Raw genomic sequence first — 17,110 nt, forward strand, 5'->3', positions numbered from 1 at the left:
TATGCTATGGCAAAAAAGAAAAGCATTTGGGAAGTCTATCTTCGTCCCAACACCTTAACCAAAGAAAACGACCGCGACTGTATTGCGGACGTTCATGCTCACGCCGCAACTCAGCGTAACGAGGACATTGCAGAGCTCATCACAAAGGAGCGCACAGAGTTCCGCAAGGAAACCATCATCAACATACTCAACATGCGCGACAAGGCGGTTAAAGACCTTATCCAAGAGGGCATCAGTTTTATGGACGGCTTGGTGCAAATAAGCCCGCGCGTGTCGGGTGTGTGGGCTACCGAAAACGCCCCCTACGACGAAAAGATTCACAAACGTACGGTAGACCTCATCCCCACCGCCGACTTACGCACGGTGCTTGACGCAATCGGCGTAAAGGTAATGGGCGCAAAAGAAGAAAGCGCCCGCATAACCGCCGTAACCGACACCGCAACGGGCTTAAACGACGGCACGCTCACCATCGGAGATGACATCATCATCGAAGGCAACAAGCTTAAAATCGACGAAACCGACGCGGCACAAGGCGTCTTTTTCCGCCTTGCGGACGGCACGGAGCACAAGGTAACCCGCCGCCTTTCGGTAAACCAGCCGAGCCAAATAATCGCCCGCGTACCCGCGACGGTTCCTGCGGGGAAAGTGGAAGTGGTGGTAAAAACAAAGTTTTTAAAAGGAAAAGGTACTTTGAAAGAAATGCGGACAATAGTATACGGCTATCCGTGTACGGCAAAGGTCTAAGGAAGACGCTTCCTTCGGGCGGGGGAACATACTTCCCTCGGGCGGAGGAACATACTTCCTTCGGACGGAGGAACATACTTCCTTCGGGCGGAGGAACGCTCTCCCTCACGGCGGAGGGCTGTTAAATGGTTAATTTAGGTAATTATCAATTACAAATTGAATTATAAGGAGATTTTTTATGAAAACAATCAACAAGCACAAGGCACACGCCTTTAAGGGAGCCGCGGCGCTCATCACAGCCGCACTTTTAGCACTGCTCTTTACCGCATGCCCCAACGCCGCAGGCGGCGGCGGAACAAGTTCCGGAGGGAACACGGGCGGCGGTTCGTCCGGCGGCGGAAGCGGCTCCGTCTATGTACAGGTAGCCTATAGCGAGCTTGAAACCTACCTTGCAAACACCGCGTCTGCCGATAAGGTAAACTACATCGAGGTAACGGGCGTATCTAAAGACGACCTTGCGTACAAAGTCGTAGGCACCAATACTGAAGCGGGAGAACTGAGCAAAAAGATACTGGCTGCCGTTCCTAAAAAGGTTGCCCTTAAACTGCCCGGCGAAGTTGCAGATCTTGACGATATGAGCTGGTGCTTTTACGGCTGTACCAATCTTGTGTCGCTTGCAAACATACCCGAGGGCGTTACGAATATGGCAGGCTGTTTTAAGGACTGCACAAGTTTAACTCAAGGCCCGGTTATCCCTGCAAGCGTTAAGGATATGCAAAGCTGTTTTTACGGCTGCACAAGTTTAACTGAAAGCCCCGTTATTCCTTTAAACGTTAAGAATATGGTAGGCTGTTTTGCCGGCTGCACAAGTTTAACGCAAGCTCCCGACATTCCTTCAAGTGTTATAGGTATGAAAAACTGTTTTTACGGCTGTACCGCTTTAAAAGGGGTAAAGCTTCTCTGTAATTATAACGGTACGGGGAACAGGTTTAAGGGAGTCTTTAAAAACTGCACCGCTTTGGAAGAAGGCGGGGTAAAAGTACCCGCCGCATTCTACAATAACTACACCGCCGACGAAGCCCTTGATGTAATGGCAGTTCCCGGCGGCACTCCTGCGGAACAAGCGGCGAAGTTTGCAACCATAGGAGGAGAACTCCCTATCGAATACGTAAAGGTAGCCTACGCCGAGCTTGACGCCTACCTTACAAACACCGCCTTTGCCGATAAGGTAAACTTCATCGAAATAACCGGCGGTATCCTCATTGCCGACTTTCAAGGAGGTATCAGCAACACCTCGGCCTTAGGACAAACGATAAAGGCTCACCCTGCCAAAAAAGTTGCCCTTAAACTGCCCGGCGAAGTTGCAGGTCTTTACAGTATGAGCTGGTGCTTTTCCGGCTGTACCAATCTTGTGTCTTTGGCAAACATACCCGAGGGCGTTACGAATATGGCAGGCTGTTTTAAGGGCTGCACAAGTTTAACTAAAGCTCCCGCCATTCCTGCAAACGTTACGAATATGGCAGGCTGTTTTGAGGGCTGCAAAAGTTTAACTGAAGCTCCCGCCATTCCTGCAAGCGTTACAAATATGGCAAGCTGTTTTTCCGGCTGCACACGTTTAACTAAAGCTCCCGCCATTCCTGCAAGCGTTACGAATATGGCATACTGTTTTAGAGGCTGCACAAGTTTAACTAAAGCTCCCGACATTCCTTCCGGCGTTACCAGTATGAGCTACTGCTTTGCAGGCTGCACCGCTTTAAAAGGAGTAAAGCTTCTGTGTAATTATGACGGTACGGGGGACAGGTTTACGGATGTCTTTGCAGACTGCACCGCTTTGGAAGCAGGCGGCATAAAGGTAAAGAATGCCCAACTTGCCGCTTACACCGCCCCGGCAGCTCTTGATGATATGGCAGTCCCTCCTGCCGGCAACCCTGCCGAGCAAAAAAAGAAGTTCAGTACATTTTAATGTTTGAAAATGTTTCAAAACCGAACATGGCATAAAATCGGACACGATGTCCGATTTTATGCCATTACTTGCAATTCCCTCGACAGCTCTTTTTCGTCGGCCCATTCGGTTCGGGCGCGGAATACGTCGCTTCCGTCGGCTTCGCGGACGATTGAATGGATACAGGTTGCTTCATCTATTTGCTTGCAGCGGCAGATAAGTTTTTCGCCGTATACGGCCGACGACATAAAGTTGGTGTCCAGTACGCGCAACAGTTTTCCGCGGCAAAAGGATGCGCTCATAAACGAAAGAATCCAGCGCACATAGTTTAAGTTGTTTACGTGCGAGTTTAAATCAATGTCGAGCAATGTCGGTGAAAAATGCTCTTCGATATCCCAGTTTTCGCACAATTCTATTTTGATGAGCACATCGCCTTCCATATGTTCGTCGTTAAAAGTCAACCCGCCCATTGTTTTTTCATCGGGTTTAACCAAGCGGCCGGTTTTGCTGTTCAGTATAAGCCAGCATGAAGTTGCTCTCATACAGGCCTTAGCGCCGCTTTCGCTTTCAAGGCGGGGCGGTGCACAGCTTTGAGAATCTTCTTTTTTTTCGGCAAAGGCCGCATCTATCGACGTTTTTTTTCCGCCCTTGGCATAGGTATATTCAAAATCGCGCAAGCACATAAGGCCTTTGGACGGCTGTGCCCATGTTTTTAAAATCATTTCGTCGAGCCACAGGGGGTACTCGTATATTTCAAAATGCTGTTTGCTGATTACCCAAGTTAAATCCATTTGCTGTAAGTGAGGAATCGAAAGCCCGGCCGAGCTGTAGTGCAAAGCGGCCATTTCCTGTGCCAAGCTTACAAAGGCAAGGGCGGTACAGCGGCATTTTCCGTCAATGTATACGGACGGGATTGTATAAGGTATCGTGTATTTGTTGTCGATAATCATATAAGGAGTATAACAGGTTCCGGAGGTTTATTCAATGCACAAAAGAGTGAAATATGTCATTTTACCGATTTTAAGCCTGATTTTTTTGAGTTTTACGGTTCCCTGCCGGGCCGAAAACTTTATATTCAAATATAAAACGGGAAATTCATACCGTATCTTGTCTACGGTGAACGAAGAAGTATTTATAAACGGAAAAAAATCCTTTAATTCAATTATCGTAAACCGCATATCGGTAAAAGAAAAAAAAGTGCACGGCGACGGTTCTGCGGATATTGAAGCGCGCTTTATGACAAGCGAAAATGCTTCCCGCGAAGGAGAAACGCCTCATTTTGTGTGGGGAGAAGAATACGAAAGCTTTTTTACCAGAAGTAAGCTGGGGCATTATACAATCGGAGAAGAAGCCTTTATGCCCGTTGTACGCAATGTGCCTGTTTTTACGGGTAAGGATATGCGTGTCGGAGACACGTGGACGGCTTCGGGCGAAGAAGCCCACGACTTACGCATAAACTTCGGTTTGCAAAAACCTTTTAAAGTGCCCTTTACCGCTTCTTACACGTATAAGGGTACGGAACATGCGGACGGTAAAAAACTGCACGTTATTTCGGTAAAATACAACCTGTTTTTCGAGTCGCCCGTTCCCGCAGGCAATACGAAAAACCTGCCGCTTACGACAATGGGCTATTCCGACCAAACCCTTTATTGGGATAACGAGCGCGGCTTTTTGGACCATTATCACGAGCGTTTCCGCATCATTATCGAAACGACCGCGGGCACTAAGCTTGAGTTTAGGGGGAATGCACAGGCTGCGGTAAGCGAACTTGAAAATTTAAAAGAGAGTAATGTGCTGGAGCGGGTACAAAATCAAATTCGTGAAATGGGCATAGAAAATACGACTGCCAGCGCGGACGAAAAGGGTATTACCATCAGTTTGGAAAACATTCAATTTGAAGCCGAGTCCGCCGTATTGACCGAAAGCGAATTGCTTAAACTGCGGAAAATCGGAGAAATTCTCAAAGATTTTCCCGACTACGATTTGCTTATAAGCGGGCATACCGCCCTTGCAGGGACTCAGGCCGGAAGGCTCAGGCTTTCGGAAGAACGCGCTTGGGCCGTTGCCGATTATCTTGCAGAGCTGGGCGTAAAAAATCACGAACGGCTTTTTACAAAGGGTTTCGGAGCCCAAATACCGATTGCACCGAATACTACGGAAGAAGGTAAGGCGCGCAACAGGCGGGTTGAAATTACCATTTTGGATAAATAGCATCCGTTTAAGCGATTTTACCCTCAGCGTATTGCTTTTTTTCCCACCCTAGCCTATAATTCCCGATACGGTCCCGTACAACATTTATGTCGGGGCTTTTCGGAGGCAGTATGAACGAACAAAAAATATCACGTATAAGTACGGTTGTATATGCCGTTGCGGCATCGGCCGTAATTATTATATTAACCGTATGCGGAACATCGTCGGGCGGCGTTACGGTACAGTCGAGCGCCGAAGGTTATAAGGGAGCAATCACGGTTGAAGTGACGGCGGCAAACGGAAAAATTAAAACCGCACGCTTGGTTTCAACAGAAGATTCCGATTTTACCAAATCTTCAATAGAAAGCATTATCGCCCAAGCCGTAAAAAACGGCGGTACTGCGAATTTGGATATTGTATCGGGGGCAACCTATTCGTCAAAGGCTACTATTAAAGCTTTGAATGAAGCGCTCGAAAAGGCAAAAGCCGAAGAAGCCCAAGCGGCGCAATAGCGCAAGAATAAAACGGTACTCAATTCCAACACCGGGATTTTCCCGGCTTGAATATTAAAAAGCGTAAGTTCGGCTTCGCCGATACATACAGAAAAGCGGGCCGTGCATACGCATATCGGAGGAACTCATGTTCACACAAAAAACATCAAAGTCAAAAACGGCACTGAAAGTGCTTGCCGTTTCGATTTTATGCATTGCCCTGTGCTTTTTGAGCGCTTGTGCGAAAGGTTCGGGGTATGACGTCGTTATTGTAGGAAGCGGAGGAGCCGGTCTTTCGGCTGCCGTTGCGGCACGCGAAGCCGGCGCTTCGGTTTTAATCGTCGAAAAAATGCCCTTTGCCGGCGGTAACACAAACTATGCAACCGGCGGTTTAAACGCATCGGAAACCTCGGTGCAAAAAGCTAAGGGCATTGCCGACACAACCGAACAGTTTTACAATGACACCATGAAAGGCGGAAAAAACGTAAACCGTCCCGAATTGGTACGCACCTTAACCGACGAATCGGCAAAGACCGTCGATTGGCTCATTGCACAGGGTATGGATTTGTCGGATATCGGTAAACTCGGCGGCGCGACAAATAGCCGCGCTCACCGTCCCGCAGGAGGAGCGCCGGTCGGTCCCCACTTTGTAAAAGTTATGCTTGCCGCCGCGGAAAAAGCGGGCGCGCAAATCCGCTACAATACAAAGGTAACCGGTCTTATCGAAAAAAACGGTAAACCTGCCGGCGTTATTGTCAGTGCGGACGGTAAAACGGAAAAAATCAATGCAAAGGCCGTTGTTATCGCTTCCGGCGGCTTCGGTGCAAATCCGGCTATTATTACCTCTTATAAGCCCGAACTTGAAGGGTTCGGCACCACAAACCATCCGGGAGCTACCGGCGACGCATTTGAATGGGTAAAACCCTTTAACGGCGCCCTCAACGACCCCGATCAAATTCAAACCCACCCGACCGTTGTACCCGTCAAAAACATTATGATTACAGAAGCCGTAAGGGGTAACGGCGCCATTATGGTAAACCGCGACGGCGGCCGCTTCGAACAGGAAATGACCACACGCGACGTTATGTCAAAAGCTATTCTTGCTCAAAAAGGCAAAACGGCATATCTTTTATTCGACCAGGGCGTGCGTGAATCTTTAAAAGCCATTGAAGGGTACTACAAAAAAGGCTTGCTGATTGAAGGCACCAGTCTTACCGATTTAGCGGGCAAGTTGAACATTCCTGCAGCCACCTTGGAAGCGCAAGTAAAGCGTTACAACTCGTTTGCCGCGGCAAAAAAAGATACCGATTTCGGCCGCGCCGATATGCCGCGCAAAATCGAAAAGGCCCCCTTCTATGCCGTAGAAGTAGGCCCCGCAGTGCACCACACAATGGGCGGTTTGGCAATCAATAACAAAGCCGAAGTACTAACCGCCGACGGCAGCTCCATTCCCGGTTTATTTGCCGCAGGCGAAGTAACCGGCGGCGTTCACGGTGCAAACCGCTTGGGCGGAAACGCTATGGCCGATATTGCCGTATACGGTAAAATTGCCGGTACCAATGCCGCCGCCTACGCAAAAGGTAAGTAAAAATATGTAAAATATGCCGCTTGCTTTTTCGAAAGCGCTTCTCCGGAAGCGGCGGTGTTAAAACTGTAAATAAGGCGGGGCTGTCTGAAAGACTTGTGCTTTTAGGCAGCCCCTTTTTAATTGTGAAATTCGTCAGGCTGTGGTATCATTGTTCCGGAGTTTTTGCAGAGGGGAAATATGAATGGTATTATTTAAAATATCCAAGAAACTTTAACTAAAAAAAGGAGCTTTTATGAAACCGGAATCGATTATCGTTTTATGCCTTTACGCACTTTTAATTATTGCTTTAATTGCAGCCTGTGTGAGTGTTCCTAAAATTGAAGAAGACAATAGTCAAGATAAAATCTTTTTAGATTTTGCAAAGTATGAAGATCTTTATAGATCGGGTGTAATTTATTATCCTTGGGTTTTTGATAATATAGACTCTCCCAACCCCTTTTCCAACGAAAAAATAAAACTAAATCAAAACGAAATAAAAAAACGAATTTTAAAAAATATTTTTTTTGAAGAAGATTATGACGGCAATTTAAAAATAAACTATAATGCTCAAATTCCGCTTCCTCATTATATAAGCTTCAATAAGATTAAGGAAAACATATATAAGGCTGAAGCTTTAGCTGCCGTTCCGCAATCCGTAGGCGATTTTGAATTTACGGTAAACCAAATCGGCATAACAAAGAGCTTCGACAATCTTCATATCAAACTTCTCGAAATAAAAGACAATGAAGCGGTTTTCTTTATACGGGATATGGGAATAAAATACGATTACTCTTACACAAAAGACGATTATATCGATGATGAAAATGAAGAAGATGAAAATTCCAATGAAACCGAAACTAAGGCTGATGAAGAATTTTCTTATGATAAGATGCTCGAATACGAAAGAAAATACGATATTTCCCGCCGAGGTTACAGACTTTCTTATCGGGTCAATGAAAAACCCAATGAATTATTTTATAAAACAAACAAGATACATGCTGTTGTACATGGAACGGGCGGCGAAGATTTAAACTTTGAAAGTTTTTCGGCAGACTTCCGGCATTATCTCTGGTACAGAAACACGGACATGCCATACCCATGGCTTGCGGAATATTTCTATGATATAAAAGAACGCTATATCGAAGCCGAAAATGACGAAAAAAACGAGTATCATCCTTTTTTTATTGCAAAACTTAGGGCTGCGGGAAAAATAAAATCCGTCAGTTTATCGGTTTTATCCGACACGGTAAAAAAACATAAAATCGATTTAGGCCTTTTGAATGTGGAACAAAATAAAAGAGACGGGCAAAACGGAAATACAGAGAGACAGAAAGAACCGGCTTATCAAAATTATACGGCCGAAGAGTTAGAGCAAAAAATAAAAATTGAACCTTACAGCTTACACATTGCAAATAAGCAAATTACTCTTTCAGCCTTTTTCCCCCTTACGGCAAATACCCAAGATTTTTCGGATACATCGATAAGTTTAAACGATATAAGGCTGATAGACCAATACGGAAACTTATATGAAATAGGAGAAGCGGAAAGAATTAACATTGAAGGTATTCTTTTAATAAACAATCCGTACATCCGGCATACCGCTTCGTATTCTATCCCTATAGTTGAAACTCCTTTTACGGTACTGTGCAATGTCGAATTCTCTTATCCGATATATAAAAAAAATGAGGACGGAGATTTTGTTATTACGGAATATGCCGACGGAGAATACCCGGCCGAAACAGAAGTAAATTTACCGGAGTTTTAACAAGTATAGACCCCATACTCTATAATTATAGAATATTTTCTTATTTTCTCTTCTCTGTCAAATTATATATTTCGTTATCGGCTTTTGCCGTTGCAATGTTTTACGGTATTGTTGCAGGCGGCCTGAAAGCGCAAGTCTTTCAGGCCGCCCCTTTGTGTTTAGTACGGTGCAGCGGCTTAGCTATCCAGTCTTAGAAAATCGCCTTTGCGGTTGAATTTCAATTCGAGACCGTTGTTTAGTTCAACTTCCTGCCCCGTTCTTTCCAAAGTCCAGTCCGTTATATAATTTTGAGGATACTGTGCCTGAACATAGGCAAGGATTTTTGCAGGAATTACCGAATCGGGAAGTTTTTCGCGCCCGTCAATCGAGGTAATTTCGCCCTTTGCATTAAAATCAAGCTCTACTCCGTTGTTAAGCTTTATTTCATAGCTGTGAGAAACGCCTTCCGTATCCTTTACCGCAAGGGCGATTGCGGCTTCGGGAAAATGCGTGTTTACATAGGAACGTACCGCTTGGGGTAAATCCTTTTCGGCTACCGGAATATCCTTTGCAAACAAAGCGCTTCCCGATACAACAAGCATTAAAAGCAAAGCGCTTATTCCGAGTATTTTTTGTTTCATATAACCTCCGACGGTTTAAAGCGAATGCCGCAGCGGACAGTACATATTTAAACCGTTTTGTTTGAACCGTTTTTACGGTTTAACTAAAGATACTATAATTTTAAAGCTGCGGCAAGTTTATTATGATTTCAAGCACTTTTGCAAGTCCGGTGAATTTTTTACAAAGTTCAGCGATGCTTGCAATAAGGGGCGAAACGGTGTAAGCTTTTTCATTATGTATATTCAGCCTAAACACATAGAGCTTTCGAACGGAAAAACGGCGGTTTTTAAAAGTCCCGAACCGGCGGATGCGGCGGCAGTCCTTGAATGTATGCGCCTTAGCGCATCACAAACGTATTTTTTACTGCGTTATCCTGAAGAAATCGTATTAACCGTTGAAGACGAAAAAAAGCGCTTGGATGATATCAATAATTCCGAAAACGGTTTTATGCTTGCGGCCTTTATAGACGGAGAATTGGTCGGTAATGCAGGAGTGTTGTGTAAAGCCGATTGCATAAAAACACGGCACAGGGGCGATTTCGGTATGGGAATAAAAAAAGCGTTTTGGGGTTTCGGCTTGGGAACCCGTATGCTTTCCGAGGCCATTTTAGCGGCAAAGCAAACGCGCTTAGAGCAAATCGAATTGGGCGTTTTTGCCGACAATAGCCGCGCCCTGCATATGTATAAAAAAGCCGGCTTTGTGCAAACGGGTATTATTCCCCGCGCATATAAACTCAAAGACGGCACATACCGCGACGAAATTCAAATGCTCCTTAAAATAAAATAGCTGAACAAAGTGTCAACTATTGAGGCAAAACTCAAATTAAAGTGAGCGGCGCTATTTCAGACGCCCGTTTTAAACCTTCCTTAAAATTGAATACTTTATTTGAGTGTTTTTAAGTAAGCCTTTGTTTCGGCCGGAATGCGCGTACTTTCAACCGCTTTTTGAATCGCCTTTGCGTGTGTAAAGGGTTCAAGCCGCCTGTTTTGAATGTAAGGAATCGCCGTATCGTACTGTTTAATCAGGGCAAAGCTGAAATACCAGGCAACCATCATCTTTATATAGTATTCGTCGGATTTGACGGCGGCGGCACGTTCAAGCATTTCCGGTTTGAATTCACTGTCAAGATAATTCGCCAGCAAAAGACCGAGGGCATAGCGCACCGTATAGCAATGCTTCGATTTAAGCCAAACGAGGATACGCTCGTACACCGCGCCGGGATGCTTTTTGAACACAGGCGGCGAAAAAAGGTCGCAGGTTTCCCAATTGTCGATAAAGGGCAAAAAAGCTTCCGTCTTTGCAAGGCAAGTGTCAAAATCACGGATTTGTTCGACAAAAAATGCGTGCAGGTTGTTTTCTTCAAAATAAGTATGAGGAAGAACGCTCATAAAGGCTTGTGCTTCATCCGGCTCGGCTTTAAAAAAGCTTTTTGCAAAGGTACGCAGGACGGGCGTGCGGATTCCTATCATCGTTTTTTCGTCGATAGTAGGCACCAGCTTTTTATTAAAGGCCTTGTATGCTTCGTCGCGAAAAGAAAAAAGTTCTTTTTGAATGCGCTCGACGGCATTTGCAGAAGTTGACTTCATACGGAAATTATATCGGTTTACGAAAGCAAGTCAAGTGTGAAAATCAATGACGAATTACGTTTTTTGCGCTGATGCTTTGCGTTTTATTCTTAACAGATTTTAAACAGCGGCAGGGCTTGTAGGTAAACTGCACGTCATGTGCAGTTTACATTTTGAGTTTTACTTCACAAAATCGATTATTTAAAACTTGTCCGCACATCCGTGTACGGGAGGTGAAAAATCCGTGTCCCGCGAAAAACGGAGCTGAAAAGCCGACACCCGAAAAGCGCGGTTCAGGCGTCCGGAATATCAAACCTTAGTTTCGGCTTGCGGTTTTGAGCGAAGAATGACGGAGGCTTCGGGCCTCTTTTTAAAGCCGAACGAAATTGCGCCGTGCGGACATGCTTTTTGACATGCTTTGCAGCGGATGCATTCGGCAGAGGTTACGTCAAAAAAACGCGGGTTTTGTTCTTCGCGGGCGGAACCTTTAAGGGGCTTGATAATCGGAACCTGCATGGGGCACTCTCTTTGGCAGGCACCGCAGCGGGTACACAGGGAGGTATCCACGCTCATGCGGTACAAAGAGATTTTATTAAAAAAAGCGTAAAAGGCGCCGAGCGGGCACAGGTACTTGCAAAAGGGGCGGTAGATAAAAAGCGAAAAAATCAATACGGCGCCAAGGACGAGGGTTTTCCAGCCGAATAAAAAACCGAGGCTTGAGCGCAAGCCTTCGTTTGCCGCTATAAGGGGAAGCGCTCCTCCGAAAATACCGGCCGGGCATACCCATTTACAAAAATAGGGGTCGCTTATGCCGAATGCGTTATGCACAAGGGCGGGAAGCAGCACGACAAAAACGGCAAGCAGTGCATATTTAAAAAGGCGCAGCGCAAAATCGAGTTTTGCCGCTACTTTAATGCGCTTTACTTTGATTTTATGCAATAAGTCCTGTACAAAGCCGAAGGGGCATAAAAAGCCGCAAATAAAGCGGCCGAAAACCGCACCGAATACAATTGCAATGCCGCTTATATAAAAGCTGAAATCGTATTTTTTGCTTCCCGCAACCGCTTGAAAAGCTCCCACCGGGCAGGAACCGACGGCGCCCGGACATGAATAGCAGTTTAAGCCCGGAACGCAGACGTTTTTTGTGCTTCCCTTGAATATATCGCCGCGTATAAAGCCTGCAATATGGGCGTTCGAGCCTATGGAAGCACAGGTTTGTATAAAAGTTCTCGATGAAAACGGAAGCCTTTTTTTTCGGGCTTTATCACGTTTATAAGCTTTCACCGCCGCCCCCCCCTAGCCTATACCGATACATTCAAGGCAAATGCGTATCGCCTTTTGCAAAACGATACGCTGTTCGCCGCGCATAATGCCGAACACGATAAAGGCGGCACCCAGTACAAGGGCGCAGGCGGCGGCAAGATTTTTTATACGTATCCCAAACGGCGGCGCGGCTTGGGGTAAAATCTCCGGTGCGGATTTGTGCCCGGATACTTTAGCCTTTTCCATCTCGGCTGTCCCGTCAATTTTGAGAAGCGGCAAGCTCTGCAAGTGTTTTTGCATAAGCTGAGGCAGGGTCGCGGCCGGGAACGCCCGTAATAGGTTTACCGATAAGGTTTCCGTGAGAATCCACAAAAAACGTTGCGGGAATTGCCGAAAAGGAGCTTAAAAAGCCGCTTAAACCGGCGTTCGGCACAATGGTTGTAAAACGCGCCGATACCTTATTCAAAATATCGCGGGCGCCCTGCGGGTCGGAATCCGAATCGATACAAATGCTTATCATGTTTGTTCCTTCCGGAAGCATGGACGAATGGAGTTTTGCAAGGTCGGGCATTTCTTTTACACAGGGCGGACACCAGGTAGCCCAGATATTTATCATCGTTACCTTATAGTCCTTGAACATATCCTGATTTACCGTTTCGCCGGTTAAGGTTTGCGCTTGAAAAGACGTTAAGCCTGCCGATGAAGGAGCGGGAGCGGACAGAGCGTTTTCGTCCGCACGTACAAGGGGAGGAAATACAAAGATATTCTTTTTAAAGTCCTTTAACTCGCCTATAAGCGTGCCGGCCTTGGTTTTTTCGTCATCGGAAAATTGAATGTGTGCGTAATCGGTGTTATAACCGAAATAGTACGCAGTTCCGGAAAAGTCGGCTATTTTTTCAACAACCGAATAGTTTTCTTTGAGGAAGTTCAGTATTTCCTCATCGTCCCCCTTGGGTTTTCCTGAAGGGAGGCGGAATAAAAAAGCAGCCTCAAAAGCATATTTTCGAGCTTCCTGCTCAAAAAAGACCCGCTGTTCTTGAGTAAGAGTCGCCGGATCCATTCTGGAAACCAAATCGTGCAGTTTTTGGGAATAAAAACTGAAAAGCGTTATACTGTTTGAATAGGGAAGCACTTCCAACAAACCTTCGCCGCTTAAAGTCTTAAAAGATTCGGGAACAACAAAACCGAAGCCGAATTCTTGATCGGTATAAACATTGTCGCGGTTTTCTACTGTAACCGTTTTACCCGTAAGGGTTTTCATCTTTTTTTCGTTGTATTTTTTATTCGTTTTTGTACCGAACGAAAACGCACTGCAGCTTGAAGCGGTAAAAATCAACAAAGCGGTAACAATGGCCGCCGTTTTAAAAAATGATTGTGATTTGTTCATCATAACCTCGTCGTTAAAAATGTCTTTAACATAATAATACAAAATCGCTTCAATGGTTACAAGCGGAAATGTAACTCTGTCACAGGGATTCCCTACTGGTACAAATCTTTCTTTTTATATACAATCTAAATGATAAAAACATAGCGTAAAAACAAAAGGGAGGTTTTTATGAAACAATTTCGGAAAACACTGTGTCTTGTAGCGGCAGTTTTTGCCGTGCTGTTTGCATCGTGTTCAAAAAATACTTCGGCCGGTATGAAAAACGGAACCTATACGGGAACCGGAGAAGGAAAGGGCGGAGATATTTCCGTCGAAATTACCGTAAAAGGCGGCGCGGTTAAAGATATTAAAGTTCTTTCGCATAACGAAACGCCGGGGTTCGACAAAGCTATGGAAACCCTAAAAGAGCAGGTTATAAAAACCGGTACAACCGCGCTTGATACGGTCAGCGGCTGTACGCTTACTTCGAAGGGTTTTTTACAGGCTGTCGGCGCCGCTATAACACAAGCGGGCGGAAACCCTGAAATGAATGCGGCAAAAACCGCAGGAAGCATAAAAAAAGAAGCAAAAGAACAAAGCTGCGACGTAGTGATAATCGGTGCAGGCGGTGCGGGTCTTGCCGCCGCCATTGAAGCAAAAAATGCGGGTGCCGACATTCTTGTTTTGGAAAAAATGCCTATGGCCGGCGGGAATACGCTTATTTCCGGTGCGGAAATGGCGGCTCCGAACAATTGGATTCAGCAGCGCGACGGAATAACGGACAGCCCCGAACAATTTGCAAAAGACATGATGAAAGGCGGCGATAACATAAACAATCCCGAATTGGTAAACGTAATCGCCCGCAACGCTTTGGACGGCGCAAAATGGCTGCGTGACGAATGCGGTGTCGTATGGGAAGATTCTTTAATGTTTTTCGGCGGACATTCGGTAAAACGAAGCTTAATTCCCGCCGGTGCAAGCGGCAAAGAATTAATTACCAAAATGCTTGCAAAAGCCGAATCTTTAAAAATACCGATTTTATATAAAACCGCCGCCCTTGAATTGATACAGGATAAAGACGGGCGCGTTACCGGCGTTATCGCCGAAAGCGATACGGTAAAATACACCCTTTATGCCAAAAAAGCGGTTATTATAGCCTCCGGCGGTTTCGGGTCAAATATCGAAATGCGTAAAAAATACAATCCGGCTGTTGACGAAGCAATTCTTTCTACAAATACGGTAGGAAGCACCGGAGACGGTATTACAATGGCCGAAAAAATCGGCGCCGCATTAACCGATATGGAGTATATTCAAACCTATCCCATTTGCGACCCCTTAACGGGCACCCTTTTATACTTTGACGATGCGCGCTTATACGGCCACAGTGTTATCGTCAATAAAGAAGGCAAGCGCTTTGTAGAAGAACTCGGCCGCCGCGATGTTATATCTATGGCGATAAAAGCGCAAACGGGACATTGTTGTTATGAAATTATAGACCAGCGCGGTTTTGATGAAAGTCATTTGCAGGCAAATCATGCACCTGAAATCAACTATTTAATGAAAAATAATTTACTGACAAAGGCCGATACCTTAGAAAAAGCGGCGGAATTTTTCGGTATAGATCAAAAAGAAGTTGTCGAAACCGTCAAACGCTACAATACATACGTTGCAAAGGGTAAGGATGAAGAATTCAACAAACGCAGTATGGTTCATCCCATTGAACAAGCGCCGTTTTATATTTTGAAAGCGGTTCCCGCCGTACACCACACAATGGGCGGTATTAAAATCAATACCAAGGCGCAAGTACTTAAAGCCGACGGTTCCGCTATACCCGGACTTTTTGCGGCGGGAGAAGTAACCGGAGGCGTTCACGGTAAAAACAGACTCGGAAGCGATGCCATTGCCGATATAATCGTATTCGGCCGCATTGCCGGAAAAAATGCCGCGCAATAATACGCAATAATTATATACATTAGCCTATTCGGAGGTTCGGTATGGAATTGAATTGGGATAATTTGGATACATTGGAAGCCTTTAAAAAGCTTTTATCGCTTAAGGGGCAGGTTTCGCTTAAAGAAGTACTGAACGCCGAACGGGCAGCCGGTTTTTGTGCCGAAGGGGCCGCCGGTTTGCACTATAATTATGCGGCAAAACAGGTAAACGGTCAAATCCTTTCGGTTATGCAGGAAGCTGCCGACGAAGCGCAGTTGACCGAAAAATTCAAAGCCTTGTATGAAGGCGCGGTTATAAACACGGGCGAAAAACGCAAAGTATTGCACCACTTGCTGCGCGGTCAGTTGGGGAAGGACGTATTGTACGAAACAGCGTCGGGAACAAAAAATGCGCGCGGTTTTTACGAAGAACAGCGCCTGGCCGTTGCCGATTTTGCCCGTAAAGTTCACGCAGGAAAAATCCTGAACGAAAAGGGCGAAACCTTTACCGCGGTAGTACAAATCGGCATCGGCGGCTCGGACTTGGGACCGCGGGCAATCTGCCTTGCCCTTGAAGAGTGGGCACGGGTTCAGGGCGCACAAAAAATGGATGCCCATTTTATTTCGAATGTAGACCCCGACGACGCCGACCGCGTTATAAACGTTTTAATCCGCGACATATCGCGCACCCTTTTTATCCTCGTTTCAAAGTCGGGCACCACTCAGGAAACTTTGGCAAACGAATTGCTGGTTAAAGACTTTTTGAAAAAGGCCGGCTTGGACGCTTCCAAGCACATGATAGCCGTAACTTCGGAAACAAGCCCCCTCGCGAACAATCCTGACTATCTTGCGTCTTTTTACATAGACGACTTTATAGGCGGACGTTATTCTTCAACATCGGCGGTCGGCGGCGCGGTACTTTCGCTTGCCTTCGGGCCAGACATATTTGAAGCCTTTTTAAAGGGCGCGCACGCTCAGGATAAAAACGCATGCGAAAAACAAATCGGTAAAAACACGGCTATGCTCGACGCCCTTATCGGTGTTTACGAGCGCAACGTGCAGGGGTATCCGGTAACCGCGATCCTGCCCTACAGTCAAGCGCTCAGCCGCTTTCCCGCCCACTTACAGCAGGCGGATATGGAGTCGAACGGTAAAAGCGTCAACCGTGCGGGAGGCGCCATCAATTACGCAACGGGGCCGGTTATCTTCGGCGAGCCGGGAACAAACGGTCAGCACTCCTTTTACCAATTGCTCCATCAGGGAACCGATACGATTCCCCTGCAATTTATAGGCTTTTTGCAAAGCCAAAGCGGAACGGACATCACCGTTGACGGCTCGACAAGCCAAAAAAAGCTGTGCGCAAACCTTGCCGCACAAATCGCCGCCTTTGCCCTCGGAAAAGACGACGAAAACCCGGCAAAGGTATTTACCGGCGAGCGGCCTTCAAGCCTTATCTATGCCGAACGGTTGACCCCCGAAACCTTGGGCGCCCTACTCGCCCACTACGAAAACAAAATTATGTTCCAAGGCTTTTTGTGGAACATCAACAGCTTCGACCAGGAAGGCGTGCAGCTGGGTAAAATCCTTACAAAAAAAGTACTCGCCGGTCAAAGCGAGGGCGCCCTTAAAGTGTTCGCTTCGCTTTTAGGCCTGTGAACTGTAAGACAGTATGTAAGACATAAAAACATACAAAGCGTCCGAAACGAGTAAAGTTTGCGGGGAATAAAAAACGTATAAAACATATGA

The 17,110-nt window shown here is 46.1% G+C and carries 15 protein-coding genes; 9 read left to right on the top strand and 6 right to left on the bottom strand.

Translation table 11 applies throughout. From position 1 onward, the window contains the following. On the top strand, positions 1–744 hold a 744-nt coding region (locus H0R92_RS11510), incomplete at its 5' end, for a DUF4469 domain-containing protein (protein WP_432964873.1). Between the two features lie 178 nt (positions 745–922). Then, complete coding sequence (locus H0R92_RS11515; RefSeq protein ID WP_432964876.1) at positions 923–2,647, top strand: leucine-rich repeat domain-containing protein; 1,725 nt, start codon at positions 923–925, stop codon at positions 2,645–2,647. 56 nt (positions 2,648–2,703) lie between these two features. On the opposite strand, the gene H0R92_RS11520 is transcribed toward H0R92_RS11515, so the two are convergent. Then, the gene (locus H0R92_RS11520) at positions 2,704–3,576 is read right to left on the bottom strand and encodes an acyl-[acyl-carrier-protein] thioesterase (protein WP_432964879.1); all 873 of its coding nucleotides are present in this window, start codon (positions 3,574–3,576) and stop codon (positions 2,704–2,706) included. 34 nt (positions 3,577–3,610) lie between these two features. Between H0R92_RS11520 and H0R92_RS11525 the strand changes: the two genes are divergently transcribed. The 4 genes from H0R92_RS11525 (at position 3,611) to H0R92_RS11540 (ending at position 8,639) form a co-directional block, all read left to right on the top strand. Next, complete coding sequence (locus H0R92_RS11525) at positions 3,611–4,837, top strand: OmpA family protein (protein WP_432964882.1); 1,227 nt, start codon at positions 3,611–3,613, stop codon at positions 4,835–4,837. Between the two features lie 110 nt (positions 4,838–4,947). Beyond that, positions 4,948–5,328, top strand: a complete 381-nt coding sequence (locus H0R92_RS11530; RefSeq protein ID WP_432964885.1) for an FMN-binding protein — start codon at positions 4,948–4,950, stop codon at positions 5,326–5,328. A gap of 127 nt (positions 5,329–5,455) precedes the next feature. Then, a complete protein-coding gene (locus tag H0R92_RS11535) occupies positions 5,456–6,895 on the top strand; it encodes a flavocytochrome c (protein ID WP_432964888.1) in 1,440 nt (479 codons plus the stop codon). A gap of 232 nt (positions 6,896–7,127) precedes the next feature. After that, the gene (locus tag H0R92_RS11540; RefSeq protein WP_432964891.1) at positions 7,128–8,639 is read left to right on the top strand and encodes a hypothetical protein; all 1,512 of its coding nucleotides are present in this window, start codon (positions 7,128–7,130) and stop codon (positions 8,637–8,639) included. Between the two features lie 176 nt (positions 8,640–8,815). On the opposite strand, the gene H0R92_RS11545 is transcribed toward H0R92_RS11540, so the two are convergent. Next, positions 8,816–9,259 carry a PepSY-like domain-containing protein gene (locus H0R92_RS11545; RefSeq protein ID WP_428770837.1) on the bottom strand — a complete coding sequence of 148 codons (444 nt, stop codon included), beginning with the start codon at positions 9,257–9,259 and terminating at the stop codon, positions 8,816–8,818. A gap of 214 nt (positions 9,260–9,473) precedes the next feature. Here H0R92_RS11545 and H0R92_RS11550 point away from each other — a divergent pair, with 214 nt between their 5' ends. Next, positions 9,474–10,025, top strand: coding sequence for a GNAT family N-acetyltransferase (locus tag H0R92_RS11550; protein WP_432964894.1), 552 nt, complete (start codon positions 9,474–9,476; stop codon positions 10,023–10,025). A gap of 95 nt (positions 10,026–10,120) precedes the next feature. Here H0R92_RS11550 and H0R92_RS11555 read toward each other — a convergent pair whose 3' ends face one another. The 4 genes from H0R92_RS11555 to H0R92_RS11570 all read right to left on the bottom strand — a co-directional run bounded on the left by H0R92_RS11555 (position 10,121) and on the right by H0R92_RS11570 (position 13,457). Beyond that, entirely contained in the window at positions 10,121–10,825 is a 705-nt protein-coding gene (locus H0R92_RS11555) for a DNA alkylation repair protein (RefSeq protein WP_432964897.1), read from the bottom strand. Positions 10,826–11,113: 288 nt separating this feature from the next. Then, complete coding sequence (locus H0R92_RS11560; RefSeq protein WP_432964900.1) at positions 11,114–12,088, bottom strand: 4Fe-4S binding protein; 975 nt, start codon at positions 12,086–12,088, stop codon at positions 11,114–11,116. 12 nt (positions 12,089–12,100) lie between these two features. Then, on the bottom strand, positions 12,101–12,313 hold the full coding sequence (locus H0R92_RS11565; RefSeq protein WP_432964903.1) for a CD1871A family CXXC motif-containing protein: 213 nt from the start codon (positions 12,311–12,313) through the stop codon (positions 12,101–12,103). 13 nt (positions 12,314–12,326) lie between these two features. Beyond that, positions 12,327–13,457 (bottom strand): TlpA disulfide reductase family protein, encoded by a 1,131-nt coding sequence (locus H0R92_RS11570; protein ID WP_432964906.1) that lies wholly within the window; start codon positions 13,455–13,457, stop codon positions 12,327–12,329. A 165-nt stretch (positions 13,458–13,622) separates the two neighbouring features. Here H0R92_RS11570 and H0R92_RS11575 point away from each other — a divergent pair, with 165 nt between their 5' ends. Next, positions 13,623–15,386: a flavocytochrome c gene (locus H0R92_RS11575; protein WP_432964909.1), complete on the top strand. Its 1,764-nt coding sequence runs from the start codon at positions 13,623–13,625 to the stop codon at positions 15,384–15,386. Between the two features lie 41 nt (positions 15,387–15,427). Then, positions 15,428–17,020 (top strand): glucose-6-phosphate isomerase, encoded by a 1,593-nt coding sequence (locus H0R92_RS11580; protein WP_432964912.1) that lies wholly within the window; start codon positions 15,428–15,430, stop codon positions 17,018–17,020. The last annotated feature ends 90 nt before the right edge of the window (positions 17,021–17,110 follow it).

It is taken from the genome of Treponema sp. OMZ 840 (genome assembly GCF_050937815.1).
Classification (GTDB): domain Bacteria; phylum Spirochaetota; class Spirochaetia; order Treponematales; family Treponemataceae; genus Treponema_C.